The organism is Pseudoalteromonas sp. SCSIO 43095, assembly GCF_023650455.1.
Lineage (GTDB): Bacteria > Pseudomonadota > Gammaproteobacteria > Enterobacterales > Alteromonadaceae > Pseudoalteromonas > Pseudoalteromonas tetraodonis.
Genome location: NZ_CP087995.1, coordinates 814,566 through 839,263 on the forward strand (window position 1 = coordinate 814,566; position 24,698 = coordinate 839,263).

General features: G+C 41.2%; 23 protein-coding genes. 12 read left to right on the plus strand and 11 right to left on the minus strand.

What is annotated here, in order from left to right; all coding sequences use genetic code 11:
• Positions 1 to 22: 22 nt before the first annotated feature.
• The 6 genes from LOC50_RS03875 to pspF are packed head-to-tail and all read right to left on the minus strand — an operon-like array spanning position 23 to position 6,374.
• Positions 23 to 784, minus strand: coding sequence for an ATP-binding cassette domain-containing protein (locus tag LOC50_RS03875; RefSeq protein ID WP_036981905.1), 762 nt, complete (start codon positions 782 to 784; stop codon positions 23 to 25).
• Positions 784 to 1,776 carry a peptide ABC transporter ATP-binding protein gene (locus tag LOC50_RS03880; protein ID WP_036981906.1) on the minus strand — a complete coding sequence of 331 codons (993 nt, stop codon included), beginning with the start codon at positions 1,774 to 1,776 and terminating at the stop codon, positions 784 to 786. The genes LOC50_RS03875 and LOC50_RS03880 overlap by 1 nt, the downstream gene beginning before the upstream one ends.
• Positions 1,777 to 2,670 (minus strand): ABC transporter permease subunit, encoded by an 894-nt coding sequence (locus LOC50_RS03885; protein ID WP_069438639.1) that lies wholly within the window; start codon positions 2,668 to 2,670, stop codon positions 1,777 to 1,779.
• Complete coding sequence (locus LOC50_RS03890; RefSeq protein ID WP_036981909.1) at positions 2,657 to 3,691, minus strand: ABC transporter permease; 1,035 nt, start codon at positions 3,689 to 3,691, stop codon at positions 2,657 to 2,659. Before LOC50_RS03890 ends, LOC50_RS03885 begins: the two co-directional genes overlap by 14 nt.
• The gene (locus LOC50_RS03895; RefSeq protein ID WP_248532699.1) at positions 3,691 to 5,298 is read right to left on the minus strand and encodes an ABC transporter substrate-binding protein; all 1,608 of its coding nucleotides are present in this window, start codon (positions 5,296 to 5,298) and stop codon (positions 3,691 to 3,693) included. The genes LOC50_RS03890 and LOC50_RS03895 overlap by 1 nt, the downstream gene beginning before the upstream one ends.
• Before the next feature lie 14 nt (positions 5,299 to 5,312).
• Positions 5,313 to 6,374 carry a phage shock protein operon transcriptional activator gene (gene pspF, locus LOC50_RS03900; protein WP_033104002.1) on the minus strand — a complete coding sequence of 354 codons (1,062 nt, stop codon included), beginning with the start codon at positions 6,372 to 6,374 and terminating at the stop codon, positions 5,313 to 5,315.
• 186 nt (positions 6,375 to 6,560) lie between these two features.
• On the opposite strand from pspF, the gene pspA reads away from it, so the two are divergent.
• The 8 genes from pspA to LOC50_RS03940 all read left to right on the plus strand — a co-directional run bounded on the left by pspA (position 6,561) and on the right by LOC50_RS03940 (position 13,158).
• Entirely contained in the window at positions 6,561 to 7,220 is a 660-nt protein-coding gene (pspA, locus tag LOC50_RS03905; protein ID WP_016899278.1) for a phage shock protein PspA, read from the plus strand.
• A 66-nt stretch (positions 7,221 to 7,286) separates the two neighbouring features.
• A complete protein-coding gene (gene pspB, locus LOC50_RS03910) occupies positions 7,287 to 7,520 on the plus strand; it encodes an envelope stress response membrane protein PspB (protein ID WP_008111014.1) in 234 nt (77 codons plus the stop codon).
• Entirely contained in the window at positions 7,517 to 7,915 is a 399-nt protein-coding gene (gene pspC / locus LOC50_RS03915) for an envelope stress response membrane protein PspC (RefSeq protein ID WP_013465440.1), read from the plus strand. The genes pspB and pspC overlap by 4 nt, the downstream gene beginning before the upstream one ends.
• Positions 7,916 to 7,978: 63 nt before the next feature.
• Positions 7,979 to 9,397 (plus strand): YcjX family GTP-binding protein, encoded by a 1,419-nt coding sequence (locus LOC50_RS03920; RefSeq protein WP_250653654.1) that lies wholly within the window; start codon positions 7,979 to 7,981, stop codon positions 9,395 to 9,397.
• Positions 9,394 to 10,422: a TIGR01620 family protein gene (locus LOC50_RS03925; protein ID WP_250653655.1), complete on the plus strand. Its 1,029-nt coding sequence runs from the start codon at positions 9,394 to 9,396 to the stop codon at positions 10,420 to 10,422. Before LOC50_RS03920 ends, LOC50_RS03925 begins: the two co-directional genes overlap by 4 nt.
• A 135-nt stretch (positions 10,423 to 10,557) precedes the next feature.
• Positions 10,558 to 11,739: a methionine gamma-lyase gene (gene megL, locus LOC50_RS03930; RefSeq protein ID WP_250653656.1), complete on the plus strand. Its 1,182-nt coding sequence runs from the start codon at positions 10,558 to 10,560 to the stop codon at positions 11,737 to 11,739.
• Positions 11,740 to 11,977: 238 nt separating this feature from the next.
• Positions 11,978 to 12,775 carry a phenylalanine 4-monooxygenase gene (gene phhA / locus LOC50_RS03935; protein ID WP_036981920.1) on the plus strand — a complete coding sequence of 266 codons (798 nt, stop codon included), beginning with the start codon at positions 11,978 to 11,980 and terminating at the stop codon, positions 12,773 to 12,775.
• 38 nt (positions 12,776 to 12,813) lie between these two features.
• Positions 12,814 to 13,158, plus strand: coding sequence for a 4a-hydroxytetrahydrobiopterin dehydratase (locus LOC50_RS03940; protein WP_013465435.1), 345 nt, complete (start codon positions 12,814 to 12,816; stop codon positions 13,156 to 13,158).
• An 85-nt stretch (positions 13,159 to 13,243) separates the two neighbouring features.
• Here the strand turns inward: LOC50_RS03940 and LOC50_RS03945 are convergent, their stop codons facing one another.
• From LOC50_RS03945 to map, 5 genes are all read right to left on the minus strand, one after another.
• Complete coding sequence (locus LOC50_RS03945; RefSeq protein WP_248473589.1) at positions 13,244 to 15,274, minus strand: BCCT family transporter; 2,031 nt, start codon at positions 15,272 to 15,274, stop codon at positions 13,244 to 13,246.
• Positions 15,275 to 15,504: 230 nt separating this feature from the next.
• Positions 15,505 to 16,521 carry a tetratricopeptide repeat protein gene (locus LOC50_RS03950; RefSeq protein WP_250653657.1) on the minus strand — a complete coding sequence of 339 codons (1,017 nt, stop codon included), beginning with the start codon at positions 16,519 to 16,521 and terminating at the stop codon, positions 15,505 to 15,507.
• A 275-nt stretch (positions 16,522 to 16,796) separates the two neighbouring features.
• Complete coding sequence (gene dapD, locus LOC50_RS03955; RefSeq protein WP_008467531.1) at positions 16,797 to 17,624, minus strand: 2,3,4,5-tetrahydropyridine-2,6-dicarboxylate N-succinyltransferase; 828 nt, start codon at positions 17,622 to 17,624, stop codon at positions 16,797 to 16,799.
• A 9-nt stretch (positions 17,625 to 17,633) separates the two neighbouring features.
• Positions 17,634 to 20,252 (minus strand): [protein-PII] uridylyltransferase, encoded by a 2,619-nt coding sequence (gene glnD, locus LOC50_RS03960; protein WP_250653658.1) that lies wholly within the window; start codon positions 20,250 to 20,252, stop codon positions 17,634 to 17,636.
• 168 nt (positions 20,253 to 20,420) lie between these two features.
• The gene (map, locus tag LOC50_RS03965) at positions 20,421 to 21,206 is read right to left on the minus strand and encodes a type I methionyl aminopeptidase (protein ID WP_008467527.1); all 786 of its coding nucleotides are present in this window, start codon (positions 21,204 to 21,206) and stop codon (positions 20,421 to 20,423) included.
• A gap of 272 nt (positions 21,207 to 21,478) precedes the next feature.
• Here map and rpsB point away from each other — a divergent pair, with 272 nt between their 5' ends.
• From rpsB to frr, 4 genes are all read left to right on the plus strand, one after another.
• Positions 21,479 to 22,207, plus strand: a complete 729-nt coding sequence (rpsB, locus tag LOC50_RS03970) for a 30S ribosomal protein S2 (protein WP_024601804.1) — start codon at positions 21,479 to 21,481, stop codon at positions 22,205 to 22,207.
• A gap of 104 nt (positions 22,208 to 22,311) precedes the next feature.
• Entirely contained in the window at positions 22,312 to 23,163 is an 852-nt protein-coding gene (tsf, locus tag LOC50_RS03975) for a translation elongation factor Ts (protein ID WP_013465429.1), read from the plus strand.
• 158 nt (positions 23,164 to 23,321) lie between these two features.
• A complete protein-coding gene (gene pyrH / locus LOC50_RS03980; RefSeq protein WP_016899281.1) occupies positions 23,322 to 24,071 on the plus strand; it encodes a UMP kinase in 750 nt (249 codons plus the stop codon).
• A 50-nt stretch (positions 24,072 to 24,121) separates the two neighbouring features.
• Positions 24,122 to 24,643, plus strand: coding sequence for a ribosome recycling factor (frr, locus tag LOC50_RS03985; RefSeq protein WP_215908014.1), 522 nt, complete (start codon positions 24,122 to 24,124; stop codon positions 24,641 to 24,643).
• Positions 24,644 to 24,698: the final 55 nt, after the last annotated feature.

Genomic DNA, 24,698 nt, shown 5'->3' on the forward strand with positions numbered 1-24,698 from the left:
TTGGCGCCTTTTTTGTTTTTCATTAACAACTTAACAGGCGCTGGGTGACCTTTGACTGCGGGTTTTGAAAAATAGTTTCTGTGGCACCGTATTCAACAATCTCACCCTTATTGAGTACCACTAGCTGGTCGCTAATATGGCGCACTAAACTTAAATGATGGGTGATCAAAATATAGGTTAAGCCAGTTTCAAGCTGTAGTTTAAGTAATAAGTTTACTATTTGCGCTCTTACAGAAGGGTCAAGCGATGAAAGTGCCTCATCGAGCACAACAACCTTAGGATCTAATATAAGCGCACGAGCGAGCGCTACACGCTGTAATTGCCCTACACTAAACATATGCGGATAGTATTGCTGATGATCGACCAGTAGACCCACTTTAAGCAGCGTACTAGCAATTTTTTCACTACGTTGAGTTCTATCAAAATCAGTATTGAATTTTAAGCAATCATCGAGCATTTCAGCAATGGTCACTGCTGGGTTTAATGAGGTGGCGGAGTCTTGAAAAATCATTCGGATATAACGACACTGGGCATCACGATTACCATTGTTTTCTATGGTGTTATTCTCTAGTAATATCTGCCCGCTATCGGCACTGTATGCACCCACTAATAATTTAGCCAGGGTGCTTTTTCCTGAACCGGTTTCACCAATAATGGCAATTGTTTCACCTTTACCAATACAAAATGAGATGTTTTTTAGTACATCAAATTTTTTACGGCTAAATAAACCTGCACGTATGTTAAAGGTTTTTGATAAGGCTTGAACTTTTAACAAGGGTTGCATTATTTTATTTCCTTGATCAATGGAAAGTGACACGCGTAACTATGGCCGTGGTGTTTAGAGAGTTTAGGGGCAACCACACACTCTTTTTGTGCTTGCGGGCAACGCGGTCCTAAACGACAACCAATCGGTAAATGTTGTAGTGTAGGTATGGTACCTTTTAGTGCATAAAAAGGTTCTTTATGTGCTAAGCCGTGCTCATAATCAGGTAAGCTTTTTAATAAAGCCTGCGTATAAGGGTGACGCGGTTGGCTAAAAATAAGGTGCGTTGGACCGGCTTCAACCATTTGTCCGCAATACAAAACATGAATACCATGTGACCAATTTACTATTTCTTCTAGCTCATGGGAAATCATCAAAATAGACATATTCTTTAGCTGATTCAAACTTTTTAATAATCGAAATACCTGCGCACGAGTGGTACTCTCTAGTGCGGTTGTGGGCTCATCAGCAATGAGCAACTTAGGTGTACGCGCAATGGCCATGGCTATCATGACTTTTTGACACACACCTTCAGAGAGTTCATGAGGGTAGCTATCAAGCACGGCTTCATGATTTTTAATACCTACTTTATGTATTAAGGCTTTAACACGGTCTTTACGCTCTCGGTTGCGTTTTAAGAAAAACCCTTTGGCGGCTACTTCAGGCAGTGTTTCAGCGATTTGGTTAAATATTTTTGCAGTAGGGTCAAGGCAGCGACTTGGATCTTGATAAATCATTGCAATGTCTTGGCTGACGGTTTTACGGCGCTGCTCAGGTGTGAGGCGCATTAAATCAACACCGCGCCAATGCATTCTATCGGCGGTTATAACCCAGCGTTCGTTAAGTACGCCTACAATGGCTTTTGCAATTAAGCTTTTTCCTGATCCGGATTCTCCCACTAAGGCGTGTACTTCACCTTCTTTTAAACTAAAACTTACTCGGTCAACAGCGCGAATAGCAGTTTCAGACGTTTGCAGCTCTATGGTTAAATTTCGAATATCTAGTAAATGCATTTAATCGGCCTTACGCGCTTGTAAAACTTTGCGAAGTCCATCGCCCACCAAGTTTGTTGAAAGAACGGCTAAAAATAGCAGTACACCCGGAAGTGCCACTGTCCATGGCGCTAAGTAAATAAGCCCTAAGTTTTCAGCCAAAATAGCACCCCATTCAGTGGTGGGCGGCTGTGCGCCAAGCTTTAAAAACCCTAGCGCAGCAATATCTAAAATAGCTGTGGAGAGGGCCATAGTAAAAATAACCACAATATACTCATACACATTAGGAAAAATCCCGCGCGATAAAATATGCCACTTAGAGGCGCCATCTAAGCGGTAGGCGGTAACATAATCTTTGCCAAGTTCGTCAACTATTAGGTTTCTAATTGAATGAATAAACTGGGGTAATAAGGCCAAAATAATTGCCCATACGGTATTCATTAATCCAGGACCGAGTATAGCAATAATAATGATGGCCAGTAACAATGAGGGAATTGATAGCGTTACATCCAGTAAGTGGTTCAAAAAACTAGAACGTATGCCTTTGTTGATCCCTGCAAAGGTACCTAGCAACACACCAATAACAGTGGTGATCAGTGCAGCCACAACCGATAACCCGAACGTATATGTGGCGCCATTCATTAAACGGGACAGCACATCTCGGCCTAAATCATCGGTGCCAAGTATAAACCGCACATCGCCCATTTCATTCCACGAGGGAGGCAGTAATAGTGCATCACTGTGCTGTTGATTTACCCCATAAGGCGCAAGAAAAGGTGCGGTAGCCGCTAACAGGCTAAAGGCAATAAACACCCATAAACCAACCAGTGCAGGGTGGTTATTTTTAAACTTTCGCCAGAGTCTCGCTAATGGCGATTTATTTGAATCTTCTGAAAATAAGTTAAACTTTGCCATGCGCTTGATTCCGAGACAGAGGGTCGAGTAGGGTGTAGGTCAGTTCGGCCATAATTGTCGCAATAATAATGAAAAAAGAAACGGCCATTAACCCCCCTTGTATAGCAGGGTAGTCACGTTGATAAATACTGTCTATTAACCAACGGCCAATCCCCGGCCATGAAAAAATAACCTCGGTGATCATAGCAAGGGTGATCAAGGTGCTAAATTGCAAACCAATTTGCTTTATGACTGGCAGTAATGCATTTCTCAGGGCGTGATGAATAATAAGCTGCCCACGAGTAAGGCCTTTGGCGCGAGCTGTTTTGATAAAGTTTTGATCCATCACTTTTAACATCGATTCGCGAGTAAAGCGCACTAATACAGTAGTTGGATACATAGCCAGTACAATGGTAGGTAACGTTAGGTGATGCAGTGCATCAAGCATTGCCATGCCATTGTAGGGAAAATCAGCAAGTAAAATATCCAGTAAGATAAACCCCGTACTGGCAGGTATTTCATACAATAAGCTCACTCGCCCCGACATGGGAAACCAGCCAAGTTTGAGCGAAAAAACCATAATTAGTAATAACGCGAGCCAAAAAATAGGCATAGAATAGCCAACCATAGCTGTTGAGCTAATTAATTTATCAGGCCATTGTTTATGATAAGCCGATGCTAAAATTCCGACAGGCACACCCACTACCACCGAAATAAATAACGCATAGATACTTAGCTCTAACGTTGCAGGAATTAAATCAACCACGTGAGCAAAAACACTGCTCCCCGAGGCAAACGACACGCCCCAATCGCCTTGTACTATTCGCCCGACAAAGGCAATGTACTGCATAAAGTAGTTACTGTTAAACAGGTACTTTTCTTCTAGCTGTACATTTTGAGTAAAGTTAGTGTCTGGTATGCCGCTTAAGTTACTCAGTGGATCGCCAGGGAATAAGTAGCTCAGCGAAAAAGTAAAAATACTCAGTAATAACACCATGAAAAATAACAATCCGAGGCGGCGTAAAATATAATCGAATAACATTACTTCTTCCTCGCGTTAGCCAATGAAATAGCGCCAAATGGCCCGAGTGTGATCCCCTCAACATCAGCACTACTTGCCTGAAAACGCATGCCATGGGCAATTGGCAGTAAAGGCAATTGTTTGATGATCATGCTTTGTGCTGCGTCGTAATATTGTTTACGTAAATTTAAATCGGTCGTATCGAGAGCTTTAGTTAACAGTAAATCAAATTCAGGATTACACCAGTTCGCTGGGTTTTTGCCACTGAAGGTCGCGGTGCAGCTAAGTAACGGGCTAAAAAAGTTATCAGGATCAGGCGTATCTGCTGCCCAACCTAATAATACACTGTCGTGACGGTGCTCGCCTATGCGTTGAATAAAGGTGTTCCACTCATACTCGACAATATTAACGTTAACGCCAATTTTGCGTAAATCGCTTTGCATCAGCTCTGCCATTTTTCGTGCATTGGGGTTATAAATACGGCTGACAGGCATAGCCCAAATGCTCATATCAAACCCTTTTGGAAAACCTGCTTCAGTTAATAATTTTTTTGCCAGTTGTGGGTCGAAAATTGGCATGTTCTTTTGTGGTTCAAACGCCCACGACGTGGGTGGTAATATTGACCGCGCACGAAGTCCATTACCATAGTAAACTGCCTGCATTATTTTTTCTATATCAATGGCATGCACTAAGGCTTGGCGTACCTTTAAGTTATCAAACGGAGGGCGTTCGGTATTAAATGCCCAATAACCTATGTTTAAGTTGGTTTCCTTTTCAACGTTAATATCATCTCGCTGAGCTAAAATACTTAACTGTGCACTGCTAGGATGCGCAGTTACGTCACACTCTTTGGTAAGAATTTTAGCAATACGCGTAGTGCCATTAGGGGTAATGTCGTACACCAACTGCTCAAGTGCCACCTCGTGTTTCCAATAGTCAGCGTTTTTATAAAAGCGTACTAAATGGTCTCGTCGGTATTCTTTGTAAATATAAGGACCGGTGCCAACTGGATATTGATCAAATAGGTTTTCTTGGTTGTTGGCTTTGAGCGCCATGGCATATTCTTTAGAGAGCACCACGGCGAAATCGGTTGCCATATTCGCTAAAAAACTGCTTTCTGCGTTAAATAATTCAAACCGAACTTGGTGATCAGAGACCCTGACAATTTTACGAATAAGTTGGTCAATACCCACACTTTGAAAGTAGGGGTAATTCGCATCACCGACAAAGTGATAGGGGTTGTATACATCAAATAAACGACTGAAAGTGAAAATGACGTCATCAGCGTTAAATTCGCGTGTTGGAGTAAAATATGCGGTGGTATGAAATTTAACCCCTTTGCGCAGAGTAAATGTGACAGACTTACCGTCTTTGCTAATTTTCCAGTCGCTGGCTAGTTCGCTTTTAAATTCGGCGGTCACAGGGTCAATACTAATTAACCGGTCGTACAACTGGTTAGCAATAATATCGATGGTTGATCCTGTGGTTGTGACTTGTGGATTGAACGACACAGGATTTGCCTCAGCGCAATAAACGAGGCCTTGGTTTTTTTCTTCTAAGATTTCTTCTTTACTATCAATGCAACCTACTAAACTCAATGATAATAAAGCAAGTAATAATTTACGCACCCGCACAACCTCTACTATTCCAGCAAATTGTATTTTTTCAAATAACCACGTAATTGATGATACGTTAAACCAAGTACTTCTGCAGTCTTCTTTTGATTAAATTGGCTATGTTCTAATGCTTTTTTTATTAATGTGATCTCAAATTCATTAGAGAGTGTTTTTAAGTCACAAGGAAACTCAGGTTCTGCGTTACTTAAACTCGGTGTTACAGGCGCCTCTGTAGGCTGGGTGTTAACAACTTCATTTTGCACAGCAACAGGGGCTTGTGTATGTTTAATACGTGCTTTAGGTCTAAAGCGGCTTTCGAATGGGTCTAAAATAATTTTATGCACAGGGATGTGTTCATTGCCGTGGCGATAAAGGCTTCGCTCCACCACATTTTTAAGCTCACGCACATTACCCGGCCACTCATAACTAAGTAAACTTTCTTGTGCATTGCGAGTAAAACCACTAAATAGCTCCCACTCTAAGTCGCGTGCCATATTCATTGCAAATTGCTCAGCCAATAACATAATATCGTCTTGGCGTTCGCGCAGTGGCGGTAGAGTGATTACATCAAATGCGAGCCTATCGAGTAAATCGCTTCTGAATTCACCTTGCTGCGCTAAATGCGGTAAGTCTTCATTGGTCGCACAGACTAAACGCGTATCTACTTTAACCGTTTGTTTGCCGCCAACACGCTCAAACTCACCATACTCTATTACCCTTAATAGCTTTTCTTGCACTAGGGCAGAAGTATTTGCCAACTCATCTAAAAATAAGGTGCCGCTATTAGCCCGCTCAAATCGGCCTTCATGACGTTTACTTGCGCCGGTAAATGCACCACTTTCATGGCCAAATAATTCACTTTCGAGTAGATTTTCGTTTAATGCCGCACAGTTGAGTTTGACGTAACTTTGATCCCAGCGCTTGGATAAAAAGTGTAAACGTGCTGCAATAAGCTCTTTACCGGTACCGCGTTCACCAATAATAAGTACGGGTTTATCTAGGTTTGCTAGCTGCGATACCTGATCAAGAACCGATAAAAAGCTGTCTGATTGGCCGAGCAAATTATCCTGTTGGCGATATTGACTCATATTTCCTAACTCTTAGTCATTTTTACTAACAATTAGTGTATTTCATTATGATTGACAACAAAAGTAATTTGTAATTTGCATTTAACTATTTGAAATTTATTGCTATTTTAAAATTAAAAAAGTTGGCAAGCATATTGATACTAATAAAAGCAGACACATTTAGATTAAATAATAGAGGTATATGTTATGGGAATTTTTTCACGTTTTGCAGACATTGTTAATTCTAATATCAATGCCATTTTAGATAAAGCAGAAGACCCTGAAAAAATGGTTCGTCTTATTATCCAAGAGATGGAAGATACACTGGTAGAGGTCCGCTCTACATCAGCAAAAACACTCGCTGAGAAAAAAGAATTAGTACGTCGCGTAGATACACTAAAAGCCCAAGTAAACGATTGGCAAGACAAAGCCGAATTGGCACTGAGCAAAGATCGTGACGATCTAGCACGCTCAGCATTACTTGAAAAGCAAAAATCAGCCGACGCAGTTGCTGCGGTAGAAAGTGAACTTGACCATGTAGAGTCTCATATAGAGAAGCTACAACAAGAGGTAACTACGCTACAAGAAAAGCTAGCAGATGCTAAGGCACGTCAAAAAGCGATTATTTTACGTCAACGCTCGGCTGAGTCGCGCCTTGAAGTTAAAAAAGCGCTTGATAGTTCTAAAGTAGAGGATGCACTTAATCGCTTTGAACGTTACGAAACCAAAATTGATGGGCTAGAATCTCAAATAGAGTCTTATGATTTAGGTAAACAAACGTTAGCTGATGAAATTGCAGACTTACAAAAGAATGAAAAGATTGATGACGAGTTAGCTGAACTTAAAAAGAAACTCGCAAATAAATAAAACGATAATATCAGGGGCCACGTGCCCCTGACATCAACATAGAATATGGATTGTCAGGAGAGGATTATGTTTGATCCAGAGATACTAGTTGCCCCCTTTATCTTATTTATGATTTTTGTTGCGCCACTGTGGTTAATTTTACACTACCGTAGCAAAAAGCAAGTAAGCCAAGGGTTGAGTGAGCATGAGCATCGCCAATTATTGGAGCTTGCACAAAAAGCTGAAAAAATGGCTGATAGAGTAGAAACATTAGAAGCGTTGCTTGATCAAGAGTCACCTCAGTGGAGACAAAAAGTATGAACACTAAACGCGAATTATTTAGAGACCCACAACGCGGCAAAATAGCTGGCGTATGTGCCGGTTTAAGTGACTACTTTAATATGGAGTTATGGTTAGTTCGCATTATATTTGTTAGTGCGGTACTACTAACCGGTGGCCCATTATTTGTGGTAGCGTACATTGCAGCATGGTTTATTTTAGATAAAAAACCTGCTGCAACACATAAAACGCATTCAACTTATAGCGATGACCCACTGGAAGTTAAGTTTAAAGTATGGCAAAAGGGCGAGCCACCTCGTCGTGCATTACAAGACTTAAAAGAGCGTTTAACGCGTGTTGATGTTCGCTTACAAGAGATGGAACGTTACGTTACCTCAAGCGAATTTACGGTCAGTCGTGAAATTAATAAACTTTAAAGGATTGATAGGCACCTTGTTTGTAACGTGAACAATTACGGCAGATAGGGTGCAAAACACTTTATGAGCCAATCATTTGCAAAAAAGACCTTTAAAACCTTTAAAGGCAAAGCACAAAAAGCCCTGCACCGTAGTTTAGACCAACATGTTAAGCTTGCCGTAACAGGGTTGAGCGGCAGTGGTAAGACCGCGTTTATCAGTGCGTTAGTTAAGCACTTAACCTCTCAGGCGAATGACAACAACTTACCTTTTTTTGATGTGATGCGCGAGCATCGTCATATTGCCACTAAAATTGTGCCGCAAGAGGCATTAAACGTGCCCACCTTTGACTTTAACAGTGCAATAAATGCTTTACTGCCAATGGAAGGTGACCCTGCTTGGCCGGCGTCTACAGAGCGAATAAATACCCTGCGCTTAGCGATTAAATACCAAAGTAATTCGGGTCTGCGAGGTCATTTTTCACCGCAATCAACGTTATACCTTGATATTATTGACTATCCAGGTGAATGGCTGCTCGATTTACCTATGCTTGAACAAAGCTATACTGCATGGTGTGAACAGCAATACCCATTATTAAATCAGTCTCCTCGCAGCGCTACCTCAGGCGATTTTTTACACGCCGTAGAGCAACTTGATTTACATGCCCCTGTGGATGAAAGTGAGCTTGCTAACATTGCACAACTTTATCAACGCATGCTGGTAGGGCTAAAAAAAGACACTAAACTTGCGATGCTACAACCAGGGCGAATGTTAATGCCAGGCGACTTGCAAGGTGCGCCGTTATTGTTATTTTTTCCAATTAATCCTGAAAAAATGAAAGACGATGTGGTGGCGGGTTCTAATTTAGCGCATTTAATTAAACGTTTTAACGCTTACGTGAAAGAAGTCGTTAAGCCATTTTATAATGAGCATTTTCGTCATTTTGACCGCCAAATTGTGTTGGTTGATGTACTCAGTGCATTAAATGAAGGCCATGAAACGTTGCATGAGCAAAGCCGTGTTATTAATCAATTGTTGGCCCATTTTAGTTATGGGGAGTCTGGCTTTTTTAAACGTTTATTCAAACCGAATATTGATAAAATATTGTTTGCTGCTAATAAGTCAGATCACATCAGCGCTAAGCATCATAAAGCGTTAGCCTTGTTACTAGACTCGCTGGTTAAAGAGCAAAGTAATCATTTAAAGTTTGATGGTGTACAAATTGAAACTATGGCTATGTCATCAATTACCGCAACCCAGCCTCGCCAAGTGGTTGATAAAGGTCAAACTCTTGATTGCGTTTACGGTAAACCTTTAAATGAGGATGAGTGGCTGACTTATTTACCACCAGAGCCGCCAAGTAGAATGCTTAATAAAAGTGAGTGGCCAGCGCAAGGGTTTGAATTTTTGTCATTTTCGCCGATGCCAAGCCCCGACAAACAACTTAAACATATTCGATTAGATCATGTGATGCAGTACCTGCTAGGAGATAAATTAACATGAGTGAGTCAACGCAACAGTTTCAAGCAGGGCGTCGTATTAGTGCACCAAGTATTGAGCAAAACGAGCCTGCGTTAACATCCGCTAAAATTATTGAACACGGACAAAGTGATTACACCTCTGAGGTTGAGGATGATGCGCTTGAGCCTGAAGTTGATTTAGATCCGGTGTATAAAAAGTCAAAATGGCAAACGCTAAAAGGCTTGTTTGCGCTCAGCTTTATTATTTTAGTACTGCTAGAGTTTGGGTTTTCTATTGTGCTTGCTTATCAGCAATCGCTTATTTTGGGCAGTATTTATTTAACCGCTGTGGTAAGCGGTGTGTTATTAATAACAAGATTGTTATGGCGAGAGTATCTGATGTTGCGCAGTTTAAAGCGTAATCAGCTGCATCGCCATGAAGCCGATAGGCTATTAAACAGTGAGCAAGTGGGTGGTGCACTCCCTTGGCTTGAAAAATTGAACAAGCACCAGCAGTTAGACAATTTTGAAAACTTTAAAAACCAAGTTGCTACGCACCATAGTGATAAAGAGATAATGACACTTTACGCTAATAGCCTACTGGTAAGGCAAGACACCCAAGCTAAAAAGCTTATAAACCGCTTTGCAACAGAGTCAGCCTTATTAGTCACATTAAGCCCTCTTGCGCTGGTGGATATGATGGCGGTGCTTTGGCGCGGTACAAAATTAATTGAGCAAATAGGTAAAATTTATGGCATTGGTTTTGGTTACGCCAGTCGCATTAAGCTCTACCGAATGCTGTTAAAACAAGTCATGTTTGTAGGCAGTGCAGAGCTTGTATCTGATTTAGCGGCCACAGCACTTAGTGCTGAGCTATTAGGCAAACTTTCAGGGCGAGCCGCGCAAGGCGTCAGTGCGGGTATATTTACAGCGCGTATAGGCTATAAAGCCATGGAATTAAGCCGACCATTACCGCGTCTTGAAAATAAACGCAGCTTGTTAAAAGGCACTGTTCAAGGGATCGTGAGTAAAATTATGAGTCGCACTAAGAGAGCCGAGAGTAAATAGTTGGCAATATTTGTGTACAGCTTTTTGAGTGAAGTTTGCACAAATAGCCATCTGAGCATCCGGCATGCTTGTGATTTAAAGTGCGGTGCGTTTTATTTATGTAATTGACACACATAATAAAAACGAGAGCACACAATGAGCAAGCATCATCCACACACCCAATGTATTCATGGCCCACAAAAAGCCAATGATCCACATGGCGCATTAACCTCGCCATTATACCAAACATCGACATTTCATTTTGAAAATGCTGCGCAGGGTGCTGCACGGTTTGCTGGCGATGAGCCAGGTTATATTTATACGCGTTTGGGTAACCCTACCACCACTGAACTTGAACAAAAAGTGGCGCAATTAGAGGGCTGTGAGGCTGCAGCGGCAACGGCTACAGGTATGGGGGCGGTATCAGCTTCGGTACTGAGCTTTTTATCACAAGGCGATCACTTAGTAGCATCGAGTGCGCTTTATGGTTGCACCTTTGCTTTTTTTGCGCATATGTTGCCGCGTTGGGGCATTGAAGTCACCTTTGTGGATATGACCAATGAAGATGAGTTACGTGCTGCAATAAAGCCAAACTCAAAAATGATATTTGCAGAAACCCCGATAAACCCAACGATGGCTGTTATTGATTTAGCACTTATTGGTGATATAGCAAAACAGCATAATTTAATAAGTGTGGTCGACAATACCTTCTTAACGCCGCTGCTACAGTCACCTAAACAATACGGCATCGATATTATTATGCACAGTGCTACCAAGTATTTAAATGGTCACGGCGACGTAGTCGCAGGTATTGTGTGTGGATCCCTTGAGCACATTACACATATTAAAATGACGGTGTTAAAAGATATTGGCGCGACGATTAGCCCACACGATGCATGGTTAATTAACCGAGGCTTAAAAACATTAGCTATACGGGTAGAGCGTCATTGTCAGAGTGCGCAAACGATTGCTGAACATTTAGAGGCTCACCCTCAAGTGAGTAAAGTGTACTATCCTGGACTGAAGTCGCACCCAGGTCATCGGTTTATTGGTAAGCAAATGAAAGCTGCTGGCGGTGTTATTGCTTTTGAAATTAAAGGGAGTTTAACCGACGGTGAGCAGTTTATTGATAGCATGAAGCTATGTACTTTAGCGGTTAGCTTAGGCGATGCCGAAACACTTATTCAACACCCTGCATCGATGACCCATTCGCCTTACACGCCCGAAGAAAGATTAGCAGCCGGAATTAGTGATGGTTTAATTCGCTTATCTGTTGGGCTTGAAGATGTTAACGATATTATTAACGATCTCAACCAAGCATTTACTAAAATATCGTAAGGTGTAGCTTATTGTTTACAGTGTTTTCGATCTGTAAGTGCTGTTAAATATAGGGTGTGTTTTTATCTTTGCTTTGGTGTAATTATAAATTTACGATATGTGCGATCTGCGAAAGTATTGATCTGAGTCAAGCTATTAAACTTTTGTTCACTTTTGCATAGTATGGCTACATCGAATAGCCGAGCACGTGGCTATTATTTTGACACCGATTTAGGGTTTAAACCCAAAGAAGGTATTTATGGCTAAAGCAAGTAATTACACCTCCAAAACACCAGATGAAAATGGCGTTATACATTGGAGCGATGAAGAAAATAAAATTTGGTCTGAGCTTGTAGCACGCCAACTTGCGTGCATTGAAGGCAAAGCCTGTGATGAGTACATGGAAGGGTTGAAAAAAATCAACCTGCCTCATGACCGTATCCCACAGCTTAGTGAGCTAAACGAAGTCCTATTAGCAACCACAGGTTGGCAAGTTGCACCTGTGCCTGCACTTATCGATTTTGATGAGTTTTTTAGGTTACTCGCTAACAAGCAATTTCCTGTAGCGACCTTTATTCGTAGCCGTGAAGAATTTGACTATTTACAAGAGCCCGATATTTTTCATGAGATATTTGGTCACTGTGCCATGCTAACCAATCCTGACTTTGCTGAATTTACCCATAAGTATGGGCAACTAGGTTACGCGGCAGAGAAAAAAGATCGCGTTTATTTAGCACGCATGTACTGGTTTACCGTTGAGTTTGGTTTGATGCAAACCGAAAAAGGATTACGTATTTACGGCGGTGGTATTTTATCAAGCCCAGGGGAAACCCAATACGTGTATTCAGATACACCAGAGATAAACTCAATGAATGTATTAGATGTACTGCGTACACCGTACCGTATAGATATTATGCAACCATTGTATTATACGATTAATTCGATTCATGATCTGTTTGAAATATCGCAAATGGATATAATGACTTTAGTTGAGCAAGCTAAGGCGCTTGGTTTACATGAGCCGAAATTTCCCCCAAAAGAAAAATTAGCTAGTTAGTTTTTTAATAAAAGTAACACTAGAATTAAGGATTTAAAATGTCTTCATTAAGTGAACAAAAATGTGAAGCCTGTCATGCAGATGCCCCAAAAGTATCAGATGCAGAATTGGCTGAATTAATTAAAAAAATCCCTGATTGGGTGCCGGAAGTACGCGACGGTATTATGCAATTAGAGCGCGTTTATAAGTTTAAAAACTTTAAGCAGGCCATTGCATTTACTAATAAAGTTGGCGATATGGCTGAAGACGAAGGCCATCACCCTGGTCTATTAACCGAATGGGGTAAAGTAACTGTTACTTGGTGGAGCCATTCAATTAAAGGTTTGCATAAAAACGATTTTATTTGTGCTGCTAAAACAGATGACGTATTTAACGCGCTGTAATTAATTATATTTGAGCAAATAAAAAGGCACTTTACAGTGCCTTTTTTATTTTTAATTACCGTTTTACCAATATTGACTGCATCCGTTAAGCTTTATCGGTATTTAACATGTCATCATGTTCGGCCATATCCCAAGGAAGTTCGCCTGGGCTATTACCTAGAAAGTGTAAGTAGTTCTCAAACTGATCAAGAATATCTTTCACAATATCATCTTCACTGTAGCCATAAACATCGTATGATAGACCACCACGACGTAAAAACACGTCGGCCTTATAGTACATTTCATTATTATCATTATCTGGCCGCAGCTCTGAGTAAGCAAAGCTCGGCATAGGGTGCTCGGTAAGGCGAATATCATAAACAAAATCCACATGCTCATGACGTAGTACAGTTAAATGAGCGCGTCCTAAATCAGTATCAAATTCGACCACGGCATGCCATTGTCGAGATTTCAATTCTGCTTGTACGGCTTTCATTGCCTCAACTACTACACTGCCAATAAAAGTATGTACTTTTTCTTTATTAGGGTAATTAACCATAGCCGCTAAACGGCGTTTCCAATGGGATAGATCGATATTACGACCATTAAGTGAATGTGCTTGTAGACTGGTATCGCGATGGCCTTCAATTTTTAGAGCTCGCCAAAGCCCGGCAGTGGCAATTAACATAATAACAGCAAAGGGTAAGGCACTGGCTATGGTCATGGTTTGCAGTGCACTAAGTCCGCCTGCCACTAATAAGACAGCCGCCACAGCACCTTCTAGTACCGCCCAAAACACGCGTTGCCAAGCCGGCGTATTGATATTTCCACCAGAGGCGAGTGAATCAATGACTAAAGAGCCTGAATCAGATGATGTAACAAAAAAAGTTATGATCAGAATTACGGTGAGCAGTGAAATGAAAAATGACAGTGGTAACACTTCAAATAATTGAAATAACGCCACGGCATGATTTGCTTGTACATCACCAATGAGCGTATCAAAGCCTTCATTCATTATTAAATTCAGTGCTGTATCGCCAAACACTGAGAACCATAAAAAAGTAAAAATAGTAGGAACTAACATTACGCCAACAACAAATTGTCTGATGGTTCTGCCGCGGCTAATTTTTGCGATAAACATCCCGACAAACGGCGCCCACGCAATGGTCCAGCCAAATATAAATAAAGTCCAGTTACCAATCCAATCACTGCGACTATAAGCTTGTAAATTAAAAGTACGCTCAACAATACCGCTTAGGTAGCTGCCGGTATTTTGTAAAAATGATTCTAAGATGTGAATAGTTGGGCCAATGAAAAACACAAAAGCCATTAGTGAAACCGCTAAGGTCATATTCACAATTGATAATCTCTTAACCCCTTTATCCATACCGGCAACTACTGAGAGCGTAGCTGCGGCAGTAATAACGGCAATGGTCGTAATTTGCACTGTGGTATTAATAGGGATGTTTGGCCATAAGTAATGTAGGCCTGCATTTATTTGGGTCACCGAAAGCCCTAGTGTAGTAGCAATACCAAATAAAGTACCTAATATGGCAAACACATCCACAGTATGGCCGATTGGGCCATAAATTTTATCGCCAATAAGTGGATACAAGGCAGAGCGAATAGACAGTGGTAAGCCATGGCGAAATGCAAAATAAGCAAGCACTAAACCAACAATTCCATAGATAGCCCAAATATGAAATCCCCAATGGAAAAAGGCAATTTGCATTGCCTGCTTGGCGGCATCAACGGTTTCAGCCGCCCCCGATGGCGGGGATGCGTAATGCAGCACAGGTTCAGCAACACCAAAGTAAAGCAGTGCCACGCCATAACCGGCAGAAAAGAGCATGGCAAACCATTCACCAAAGCTGTATTGTGGCTGTGCATGATCGGGGCCTAATTTTATATTCCCCCAACTAGAAGCCGCGACCGAGACAATAAATACCAAGAAAATAGCGACAGACAACATATAAAACCAGCCAAAGGTTTCTGTTATCCACGCAAGGGCAACACTAAATGCCTGACCAGCGAGTTCAGGGTTACTACTTGTACCAATTACCAAAAGTAGAATAATAAATACTGCAGGCAAAAATACGGGTAGCAAAATGGTTGAGCGTAAAGCAGTTTTTGTCATATTAATCCTTAATATTAATTGCTAACTTTCAAGTATGCTTAACTACCTTATTATAAATTCACTATGGTTGGCTAATTTTGCAGCTTAAAAACGACACTTTTTTAAATTAAAGTTAATATTTACAGCAGATTGGTTTTAAAAAAGAAAGTAAGTGAAATTTGATATAGGAGTGTTAATGCCGCTGTTTTAAAGGGGGATAGACTTTTACATGCTAAGGACTAAATCGAGTCTTAGCGTTTCCAATCACATTGCTTTACCAGCTCAAACCAAGGGCTGGTAAAGTCCTTAGCGACAATAGAAGCGGGTAAGGTTACAGCTACATCTAGTTTGTTGGCTAAATAGCGCGCGACTAGTTGTTTCATTTTATCGCTTTCTAATTGCTCATACGCTGTTTGTAACTGTTGTTTGTCTTTTTGGCTTATAAAACCCCCAGTCAAATTTTTGTAGCCTATTTCAAGCCAAAAAAGTAATGCTTGTTTCGCTTCATTGGGAAAGGCATGGGTTAATGTGGCCGTTGGGCTATAGAGTCGCTCAAAATTAATTTGCTGCTCTTGAATCAAAAAAACCATTAATAAATTAAGCCCGGTTGAGATTTGCCCCGCGCGTTTATCAATGTTTTGGTTATTTCTTAATGCACTTCTAAAATAGCGCTCAGCTTCGGGTATATTGCCCTCATCCAGGGCTAAATAACCTAAGTTACTTTCTATCAGTGCGGTTACATTGGGAAGCTGTAATTGTGTGGTGATCTTATGACTGTCGAGGTATAAAGCACGCGCTTTTGCAAAGTCATCTTGCGAGCGAGCAACCAATGCCATACTGTTGGTGAGTGTTAGCCGTTGACGATCGTTTTGCGCATATTTGTAAGCACATTTAAATGAATATTGGGCATCGTCTAAATATTCTGCATGGCGAAGCCATATTCCCAAGGCACTCATAATGGTGGTCAGCTTTTGTTTGAAATAGTCAGTTTGATGATGCTGAAATATTGCGTCAATCGATGTATAAAGCTTGTCATAGTGACTTGTAGGTACTGCTGTACGGGCATAGATAAGGTGCCAGCGGATAAATAATTCTGGCGGCATGAGTTGTAACCCTGTGAGGTTTTCTAAAATAGTAATAGATTGAGCTGGATTAACAGTAAGATAATCTTCGGCTTCGTCTAATTTTTTTTCAAAGGTATTAAAGTCATTAGCAAAGAGGTGTTTTGAACATAATAATATCAACCAACTTATTACAAAAAGCCGCAACAACGTAACCTCGACAATCGAACTATGCGTCAATTCATTATAGTTGTAGGCATCTAACAAAGCAACGCCATTAAAGGGTACAGGTTTGTGAGAAAGTATTTTAAAATCACTAAAAAAGCCCTAAAGCTATACAAGCTTAGGGCTTTTTCTGTATGTAATTAAATTTTAGCGAATACACATTAACTTAATGTGTCGTTGGGTTTCGTTTTATTCAACCCAAGCTACGTTTAACATCAACCTGCTTAGCGCTAACAGCTAAAAACTTACAGCTGCTCTTAATCATCAATTGAGCGCAGTAGGGCATTAATGCCCACTTTTTCGCGAGTTTGTTTGTCTACTTTTTTCACAATAATAGCCGCATACAAGCTATGGCTGCCATCTTTTGAAGGTAGAGCACCTGGAACCACAACTGCGCCGGCAGGTACGCGGCCATAGTGAATTTCACCGGTTTCACGGTCGTAAATACGGGTACTTTGGCTGATGTAAACACCCATTGAAATAACGGCGCCTTCTTCAACAATTACGCCTTCAACAATTTCTGAACGTGCGCCAATAAAACAGTTGTCTTCAATGATGGTAGGATTTGCTTGTAACGGCTCTAAAACGCCGCCTATGCCTACGCCGCCAGATAAGTGTACATTCTTACCAATTTGAGCACATGAGCCCACTGTCGCCCATGTATCAACCATGGTGCCATCGTCAACAAATGCACCGATGTTCACGTACGATGGCATTAATACGACATTTTTACCTACAAAGCTGCCTTTACGAGCAACGGCGTTGGGTACGACACGCATGCCGCCTTGCTGAAATTGCTCGGGCGTGTAGTCGCTAAATTTAAGCGGTACTTTATCGTAAAATTGGTTTACGCCGTCGTTCATTGGCTGATTTTCACGAATTCTAAATGAAAGTAGTACTGCTTTTTTAAGCCACTGGTGAACAACCCATTCGCCTGAAATTTTCTCTGCAACGCGAGCAGCGCCGCTATCTAATAGCTCAAGCGCATCTATAATCGCTTGTTTAACATCGCTTGATACTGTAGCAGGGCTAATGCTGTCGCGGTTATCCCACGCATTTTCAATCATGGTTTTTAAATCTGACATAGTGTCCTCTTATTCAATTTCGGCGTTGAGTTTTTTACGTAATGCCTGATGAATTTTTGCTTGCTCTTCATCAGTCAGCGCTTGATATTCGTTATTTGATACCACAAAGAAATCTTCTGCACGTTCGCCTACCGTGGTAATACGTGCGGCATGTATGTGGAGTAAGTAAGCTTGAAAAACCTCGGCTATTTTAGTTAATAGTCCAGGTATATCAACCGCTTGAATTTCTATTAAGCTACGATCCTTACGAGGATGCGGGCGCAGTACAATTTTAGGTTTAATATTAAAGTCTTTAAAACGCTGTGATCGGCTCTTTTTAAAGCGTATTTTTTTACGTGGATCATGAAGCGCTTGCTCTAATCCGCGTTTAATCGATTGTGCGCGGCTACTGGCAATCGGATCGCCGTTAACTTCTAAAATAACAAAGTTGAACAGTACGTAGCCATCTTTGGTGGTCAGTACTTGGGCGTGCTGAATTTGCGCTTTTTTAGAGCCAATAACACTTACCAGTCGAGCAAAGAGCGCACCTGAATAAGGGCTATAAGCAAACACTTGGGTACCGCCATGCATCGCTTTATTAGAAACGATAACACTGGGCTGGCTTAAATCAGTGCACTTGAGTAAGTGCTCAGTATGCCAAGAAATTTGTTGCTCACTAAAAGCGGTAAAGTAATTTGCTTTAAAACGGCTCCAAATTAAGTCAATTTGCTCCTCGTGATAATGCAAATTAAGCAGGCGTTGCTTAGCTTGGTGCTTTTTATCACGAATTTGGTCGCGTTGATCCATTGGGTTTTCAAGCCCAAGGCGCAAGGCGCGCTGTGTGTGCAAATAAAGCTCGCGCAGCAGCGTGTTTTTCCAGTCATTCCATAGGTTGTCATTGGTGGCTCGAATATCAGCCACGGTTAAACAATAGAGGTAATCGAGTTGGCGTTCGGTTTTTACTCGCGATGCAAAATCTTTTATTACATCGGGGTCGTTAATATCTTTACGTTGCGCAGTTACCGACATAAGTAAGTGGTTGCTTACCAACCACGCTATGAGCTTACCATCTGAAGAAGCAAAACCATGCAGCTTTGAAAACGTTATGGCATCAACAGCGCCCAGCTCTGAGTGATCTCCTCCTCGCCCCTTAGCAATATCATGAAAAATACCAGCCAAATACAGTAATTCGGGTTTATCCATGCGCGTGACTATTTCACTGCAAATTGGAAATTCACTAATGCTGGTTTTATCGAAGTATTGGTAAATATTATTAATTAATTTATGGGTATGTTCATCTACGGTATAGGCATGAAACAAATCAAACTGCATTTGGCCAAAAATATTGCGCCACTGCGGAAGGTAAGCCGCAATCATGCCGTGCTTATGCATTAGCGTAAACGCACGGCCCATGCCGTTAGGGTGCTTTATAATACGTAAAAAAGCTTCGCGGCACGCGGCATAATCTTGTAAGTCACCTAATAAGCGACGACGTACTTGGCGGATAGTTCGAATAGTGCTTGGGTATATATGGGTAATTTCTGGATGATCAGCAATGTGCTCAAATAATACAAAAAGTTGGTCACGCCTAAAAAATACTGACGGACTTTTTACCCGAATTTGATGGCCAACGCGTTCAAAATTACGATCAAGTTCTTCAACAGTGGCTTGGCTGCTGTCTGGTGAAATACTTTGCTCAAAGTACGAAAGTAGCATTTGATTAAGTTCACGAACCCGGCTCATTATTCTGAACAAGCGTTTCATCATGCGCTCAACAGAGGCTTTTCCATCACTACCAAAACCCAAAATTTCAGCCGCTTGCGGTTGGTGATCGAATAATAAACGGTTTTCTGAGCGACCTGCGGCTAAATGCAAAGCAAAGCGAATATTCCATAAATTTTCAAGGCACTCTAACAGTTCTTGGTATTCTTCGTGAGTTAGGTAGCCGTGATTTATCAACTCTTGCAGGGTTTCGGCTCTAAAGTGTTTTTTTGCAACCCAAATAATGGTTTGTAAGTCGCGCAGCCCGCCTGGATTTTCTTTTATATTAGGCTCTAAATTATAAGCCGTACCATGACATTTTTTGTGGCGTAAATTTTGCTCTTGTACTTTTGCAACAAAGAACTCTCCAGAGCCCCATACAGGCCTTTCGATGAGGTGACTTTTGAGCTTTTCGAATTCAATATGGTTGCCGAAAATTAATCGGCTTTCTAGTAGGCTGGTGGCAAAGGTAACATCTTCACGTTTTTGCTCTATGGCTTGTTCAATGGTGCGTACACTGTGACCTATTTCTAAATTAAGATCCCACAGCATAGTGACAAACTGGCCAATTTTTTCGCAAATATCGTCATTGGGTTGCTGGGTAACAAGCAGTAAAAAGTCAATGTCGGAGTAGGGATGAAGTTCACCGCGACCATAACCTCCTACAGCAATTAAAGCGAGATCTGGCTCGTGGGCTAAATCGAAAACATGAAAGAGTTTAATCAGTAACCGGTCTATAAATTCTGCACGGGCGTTTATTAGATTACCAACGGGTTGTTTTGAGAATTCATTATGCAACCATTTATAAAAATAGGTAGAGCAATCGCGGTATTCGCTAAGTTGCTGAGCATCATTGAGCAACTTTTTTACTTTGTTAGGTAATGCCACTTAGGCTGGCTCCTATATATGGACTGCATTATAAGTCTTGGATTAAGTTATTTTTATACTGTGTTTACTGCAAAGGGAATAAATCATGTTATTTCCCTTTGCAGCAAACCACTTAATCTGTGAACAGGCTAAAGCCTGCTTAGTATCATGATTAAGCGCACACTAAGATTAGTGCTCGATGATTCTATCGATAGTATCATCTGATCGTAGTGTTAAAATTTCAACACCATTTTCAGTTACCAGTAAGGTATGTTCCCACTGAGCTGATAAACTACGGTCTTTTGTTACCACAGTCCAGTCGTCTTTTAGTAATTTACATTGGCGTTTGCCTGCATTGACCATGGGCTCGATTGTTAAACACATACCGGCTTTTAATGTTTCGCCTGTACCTGGTTTTCCGTAGTGCATTACCTGTGGTTCTTCATGAAATTCACTGCCAATACCGTGCCCGCAGTATTCACGTACGATAGAGTAATTAAAGCTCTCTGCATATTTTTGAATAGCTGCACCAATATCACCAAGGCGAACACCCGGTTTTACCATTTTAATGGCAAGGTAAAGGCTTTCTTGAGTCACTTCTGCAAGGCGTTTGCCTTGAATGTTAGGTGTGCCAACATGGAACATTTTTGAAGTATCACCATGGTAGCCATCTTTAATAACAGTAATGTCAATATTGACACTGTCACCGTCTTTTAATGCTTTGTCGTTCGGAATTCCGTGACAAATTACATGATTTACCGAGGTACAAATTGATTTTGGAAAACCATGATAATTAAGAGGAGCAGGAACGGCATCTTGCACATTAACAATATAATCATGACAAATTGTATTTAGCTCATCGGTGGTGATACCTGGTACCACATGTGGTTCGATCATTTCTAGCACATCAGCAGCCAAACGGCCGGCTACACGCATTTTCTCGATTTCTTCAGGGGTCTTAATCACAGCGCTCATTGAGGCTCCAAAGTTGCGTTTTTAGATGATTATCGTCGCACAATTTTTGCACGAGACGTTGAGTATTTAATTTTAATATGGTATAAAGCGCGCCGTCTTTTTACAAATAAATTCTTAAATGATTTTTTGTATTTAAGGCAAACACAATTTTATTTTAACACACACACGTATCGTCACATACACTTGGGTGCATTTCAGTTTCATTTAACTGCGGTGTTGGTGCTATGGGATATGTGGAGGCCTAACCCTAAACAACTTAGAGGATTTACAAAATGGCAAACGTTTCAATGCGCGATATGCTTCAAGCTGGTGTTCACTTTGGTCACCAAGCACGTTACTGGAACCCTAAGATGAAGCCTTTCATCTTCGGCGCACGTAACCGTGTACATATCATCAACCTTGAGCAAACTGTACCAATGTTCAACACTGCACTTAAGTTTTTATCTAGTGCTGCTGCAAACAAAGGTAAAGTTCTTTTCGTTGGTACTAAGCGCGCAGCAAGCGAAGCAGTAAAAGAAGCTGCTTTACAAAGCGATCAATTCTTCGTTAACCACCGTTGGTTAGGCGGCATGTTGACTAACTGGAAAACAGTTCGTCAATCAATCAAGCGTCTTAAAGACCTTGAAGCTCAAAGCCAAGACGGTACTTTCGAGAAGTTAACTAAGAAAGAAGCGTTAATGCTTACTCGTGAAATGGACAAGCTTGAAAAAAGCCTTGGTGGTATTAAAAACATGGGTGGCCTTCCAGACGCTATCTTTGTAATCGATGCTGACCACGAGCACATTGCTATCCGTGAAGCTAACAACCTAGGTATCCCAGTTGTTGCAATCGTTGATACTAACTCTAACCCAGACGGTGTTGATTACATCGTACCTGGTAACGATGATGCTATCCGTGCAATCAACCTTTACACTAGTGCTGTTGCAGCTGCGATCACTGAAGGCCGTGAGAGTAACATCGTTGCTCAAGCTGAAAAAGATGACTTCGTAGAAGCTGAGTAATTAGCTGTCATCAAGTCTTCATCTTCTGAAGGTGAAGACTTGCTATTCTTGTGGAGCGGGTAACCCGCTTATCTAAACCTGATTTCAGATTTGAGGATTTACTAATGGCTGTAACTACTGCCCTAGTTAAAGAATTACGCGAGCGTACTGGCGCTGGCATGATGGATTGTAAAAAAGCGTTAACTGAGACTGATGGTGACATCGAGTTAGCGATTGAAAACATGCGTAAGAGCGGTGCTGCAAAGGCTGCTAAAAAAGCAGGTAACATCGCTGCTGAAGGTACTATCATCATCAAGCAAAACGCGGGTGTTGCAGTACTTGTAGAAGTTAACTGTCAAACTGACTTCGTAGCTAAAGATGCAAGCTTCTTAGCGTTTGCTAATAAAGTTGCAGATGCTGCTATTGCTGACACTTCATCTATCGAAGACTTACAAGCTAAGTTTGAAGAAGATCGTGTTGAGCTAGTAACTAAAATTGGTGAAAACATCAATGTACGTCGTCTTCAGTACATCACTGGTGAGCAACTAGTTGAGTACCGTCACGGCGAGCGTATTGGTGTAGTTGTTGCAGGTGTTGCTGATGAAGAAACACTTAAGCACGTTGCAATGCACGTTGCTGCTTCAAACCCAGACTACCTAACGCCAGATGATGTACCTGCTGATGTTGTTGAAAAAGAAAAGCAAGTACAAATCGACATCGCGATGAATGAAGGCAAGCCTGCTGAAATCGCTGAGAAGATGGTTGTTGGTCGTATGAAAAAATTCACTGGTGAGGTTTCTCTTACTGGTCAAGCTTTCATCATGGAACCTAAAAAGTCTGTTGGCGAAATTCTTAAAGAGAAAAACGCAACAGTTACTGGCTTTGTACGTATGGAAGTTGGTGCAGGTATCGAGAAGAAAGAAGAAGATTTTGCTGCTGAAGTTGCTGCTCAAATTGCAGCTGCTAAAGCTAAGTAAGATTAGCTATTTGTGATGCCAAAGGAAAATACATGCAATTAAAGTACTATTTGCTTTTGCGTCACGCTTAGAAATTCTTTAAAATAACCGCGCTTTTATGTTTAACATAAGCGCGGTTATTTTTTATCCATAATTCAATAAAAGTTGGCCCCAAAACTATGACTATCAATCGCAAACCTATTTTTAGACGTGTTCTTCTCAAATTAAGTGGTGAAGCTTTAATGGGAGACGAAGGCTTCGGCATCGACCCTAAAGTTTTAGATCGTATGGCACAAGAAATTAAAGAGCTCGTAGAACTCGACGTAGAAGTGGGTTTAGTTATTGGTGGCGGTAACTTTTTACGTGGTGGCTCACTAGCCGAAGCAGGTATGAACCGCGTTGTTGGCGACCACATGGGAATGCTTGCAACTGTCATGAATGGTCTTGCTATGCGTGATGCGTTGCACCGTGCATTTGTAAATTGCCGTTTAATGTCAGCCATTCCTTTAAATGGCGTATGTGATGCGTATAACTGGGCAGAAGCCATTAGCTTATTAAAAACAGGTCGTGTAGTTATTTTTGCAGCCGGTACGGGTAACCCGTTCTTCACAACTGACTCTGCAGCGTGTTTACGTGGCATTGAAATTGAAGCTGACACAGTAATTAAAGCAACCAAAGTAGATGGTGTATTTAGCGATGATCCGGTTAAAAACCCAGATGCGACACTTTACCGTCACTTAAGCTACAATGAAATTATTGATAAAGAACTAAAAGTAATGGATTTAGCGGCATTTACACTCGCTCGCGACCATAATATGCCATTGAGCGTATTTAATATGAATAAATCAGGCGCATTAAAACGCGTAATAATGGGTGAAGAAGAAGGAACCCTTATTTCTTCACAAGCCTCAGATGAAGTTAGTAACTAGATTAGGATTAAACCGTGATTAACGATATTCAAAAAGATGCGCAAGCGCGCATGCAAAAAAGTGTAGCAGCACTTGGTAGTCAATTATCTAAAATTCGTACTGGCCGTGCTCATCCTGCAATTTTAGACGGCATCATGGTGTCGTACTACGGCGCGCCAACACCGTTAAACCAAGTTGCAAATGTAACAATTGAAGACTCACGTACATTGGCTATTGGTGTATTTGATAAGTCATTAGCGCAAGCTGTTGAAAAAGCCATTATGGCATCTGACCTTGGTTTAAATCCAATGTCTGCAGGTACAGTGATCCGTGTACCACTTCCTCCATTGACTGAAGAACGTCGTAAAGATTTAATTAAAATCGTACGTGGTGAAGTAGAAAGCGGTCGTGTTGCTATTCGTAACATTCGTCGTGATGCAAATGGCGATATTAAAAACTTATTAAAAGATAAAGACATCTCTGAAGATGAAGCGCGTCAAGCTGAAGATGCTATCCAAAAAATCACTGATAAGTTTATCAAAGAAATGGATACGCAACTAACAGCGAAAGAAGCTGAGTTGATGGAAATCTAATTGCTAATCTAGGCTCGGATTAACAGCTTTACTAAAGTAACTAAGTCGTTGTTTA

Coding starts and splice junctions, on each gene's coding strand:
- LOC50_RS03885 (WP_069438639.1), bottom strand. CDS start 2,670: ATGGCAAAGTTTAACTTATTTTCAGAAGATTCAAATAAATCGCCATTA.
- LOC50_RS03890 (WP_036981909.1), bottom strand. CDS start 3,691: ATGTTATTCGATTATATTTTACGCCGCCTCGGATTGTTATTTTTCATG.
- pspB (WP_008111014.1), top strand. CDS start 7,287: ATGTTTGATCCAGAGATACTAGTTGCCCCCTTTATCTTATTTATGATT.
- map (WP_008467527.1), bottom strand. CDS start 21,206: ATGAGCGCTGTGATTAAGACCCCTGAAGAAATCGAGAAAATGCGTGTA.
- megL (WP_250653656.1), top strand. CDS start 10,558: ATGAGCAAGCATCATCCACACACCCAATGTATTCATGGCCCACAAAAA.
- LOC50_RS03875 (WP_036981905.1), bottom strand. CDS start 784: ATGCAACCCTTGTTAAAAGTTCAAGCCTTATCAAAAACCTTTAACATA.
- pspF (WP_033104002.1), bottom strand. CDS start 6,374: ATGAGTCAATATCGCCAACAGGATAATTTGCTCGGCCAATCAGACAGC.
- LOC50_RS03880 (WP_036981906.1), bottom strand. CDS start 1,776: ATGCATTTACTAGATATTCGAAATTTAACCATAGAGCTGCAAACGTCT.
- phhA (WP_036981920.1), top strand. CDS start 11,978: ATGGCTAAAGCAAGTAATTACACCTCCAAAACACCAGATGAAAATGGC.
- LOC50_RS03925 (WP_250653655.1), top strand. CDS start 9,394: ATGAGTGAGTCAACGCAACAGTTTCAAGCAGGGCGTCGTATTAGTGCA.
- LOC50_RS03945 (WP_248473589.1), bottom strand. CDS start 15,274: ATGACAAAAACTGCTTTACGCTCAACCATTTTGCTACCCGTATTTTTG.
- dapD (WP_008467531.1), bottom strand. CDS start 17,624: ATGTCAGATTTAAAAACCATGATTGAAAATGCGTGGGATAACCGCGAC.
- frr (WP_215908014.1), top strand. CDS start 24,122: ATGCAAAAAAGTGTAGCAGCACTTGGTAGTCAATTATCTAAAATTCGT.
- pspC (WP_013465440.1), top strand. CDS start 7,517: ATGAACACTAAACGCGAATTATTTAGAGACCCACAACGCGGCAAAATA.
- LOC50_RS03920 (WP_250653654.1), top strand. CDS start 7,979: ATGAGCCAATCATTTGCAAAAAAGACCTTTAAAACCTTTAAAGGCAAA.
- pspA (WP_016899278.1), top strand. CDS start 6,561: ATGGGAATTTTTTCACGTTTTGCAGACATTGTTAATTCTAATATCAAT.
- tsf (WP_013465429.1), top strand. CDS start 22,312: ATGGCTGTAACTACTGCCCTAGTTAAAGAATTACGCGAGCGTACTGGC.
- pyrH (WP_016899281.1), top strand. CDS start 23,322: ATGACTATCAATCGCAAACCTATTTTTAGACGTGTTCTTCTCAAATTA.
- rpsB (WP_024601804.1), top strand. CDS start 21,479: ATGGCAAACGTTTCAATGCGCGATATGCTTCAAGCTGGTGTTCACTTT.
- LOC50_RS03940 (WP_013465435.1), top strand. CDS start 12,814: ATGTCTTCATTAAGTGAACAAAAATGTGAAGCCTGTCATGCAGATGCC.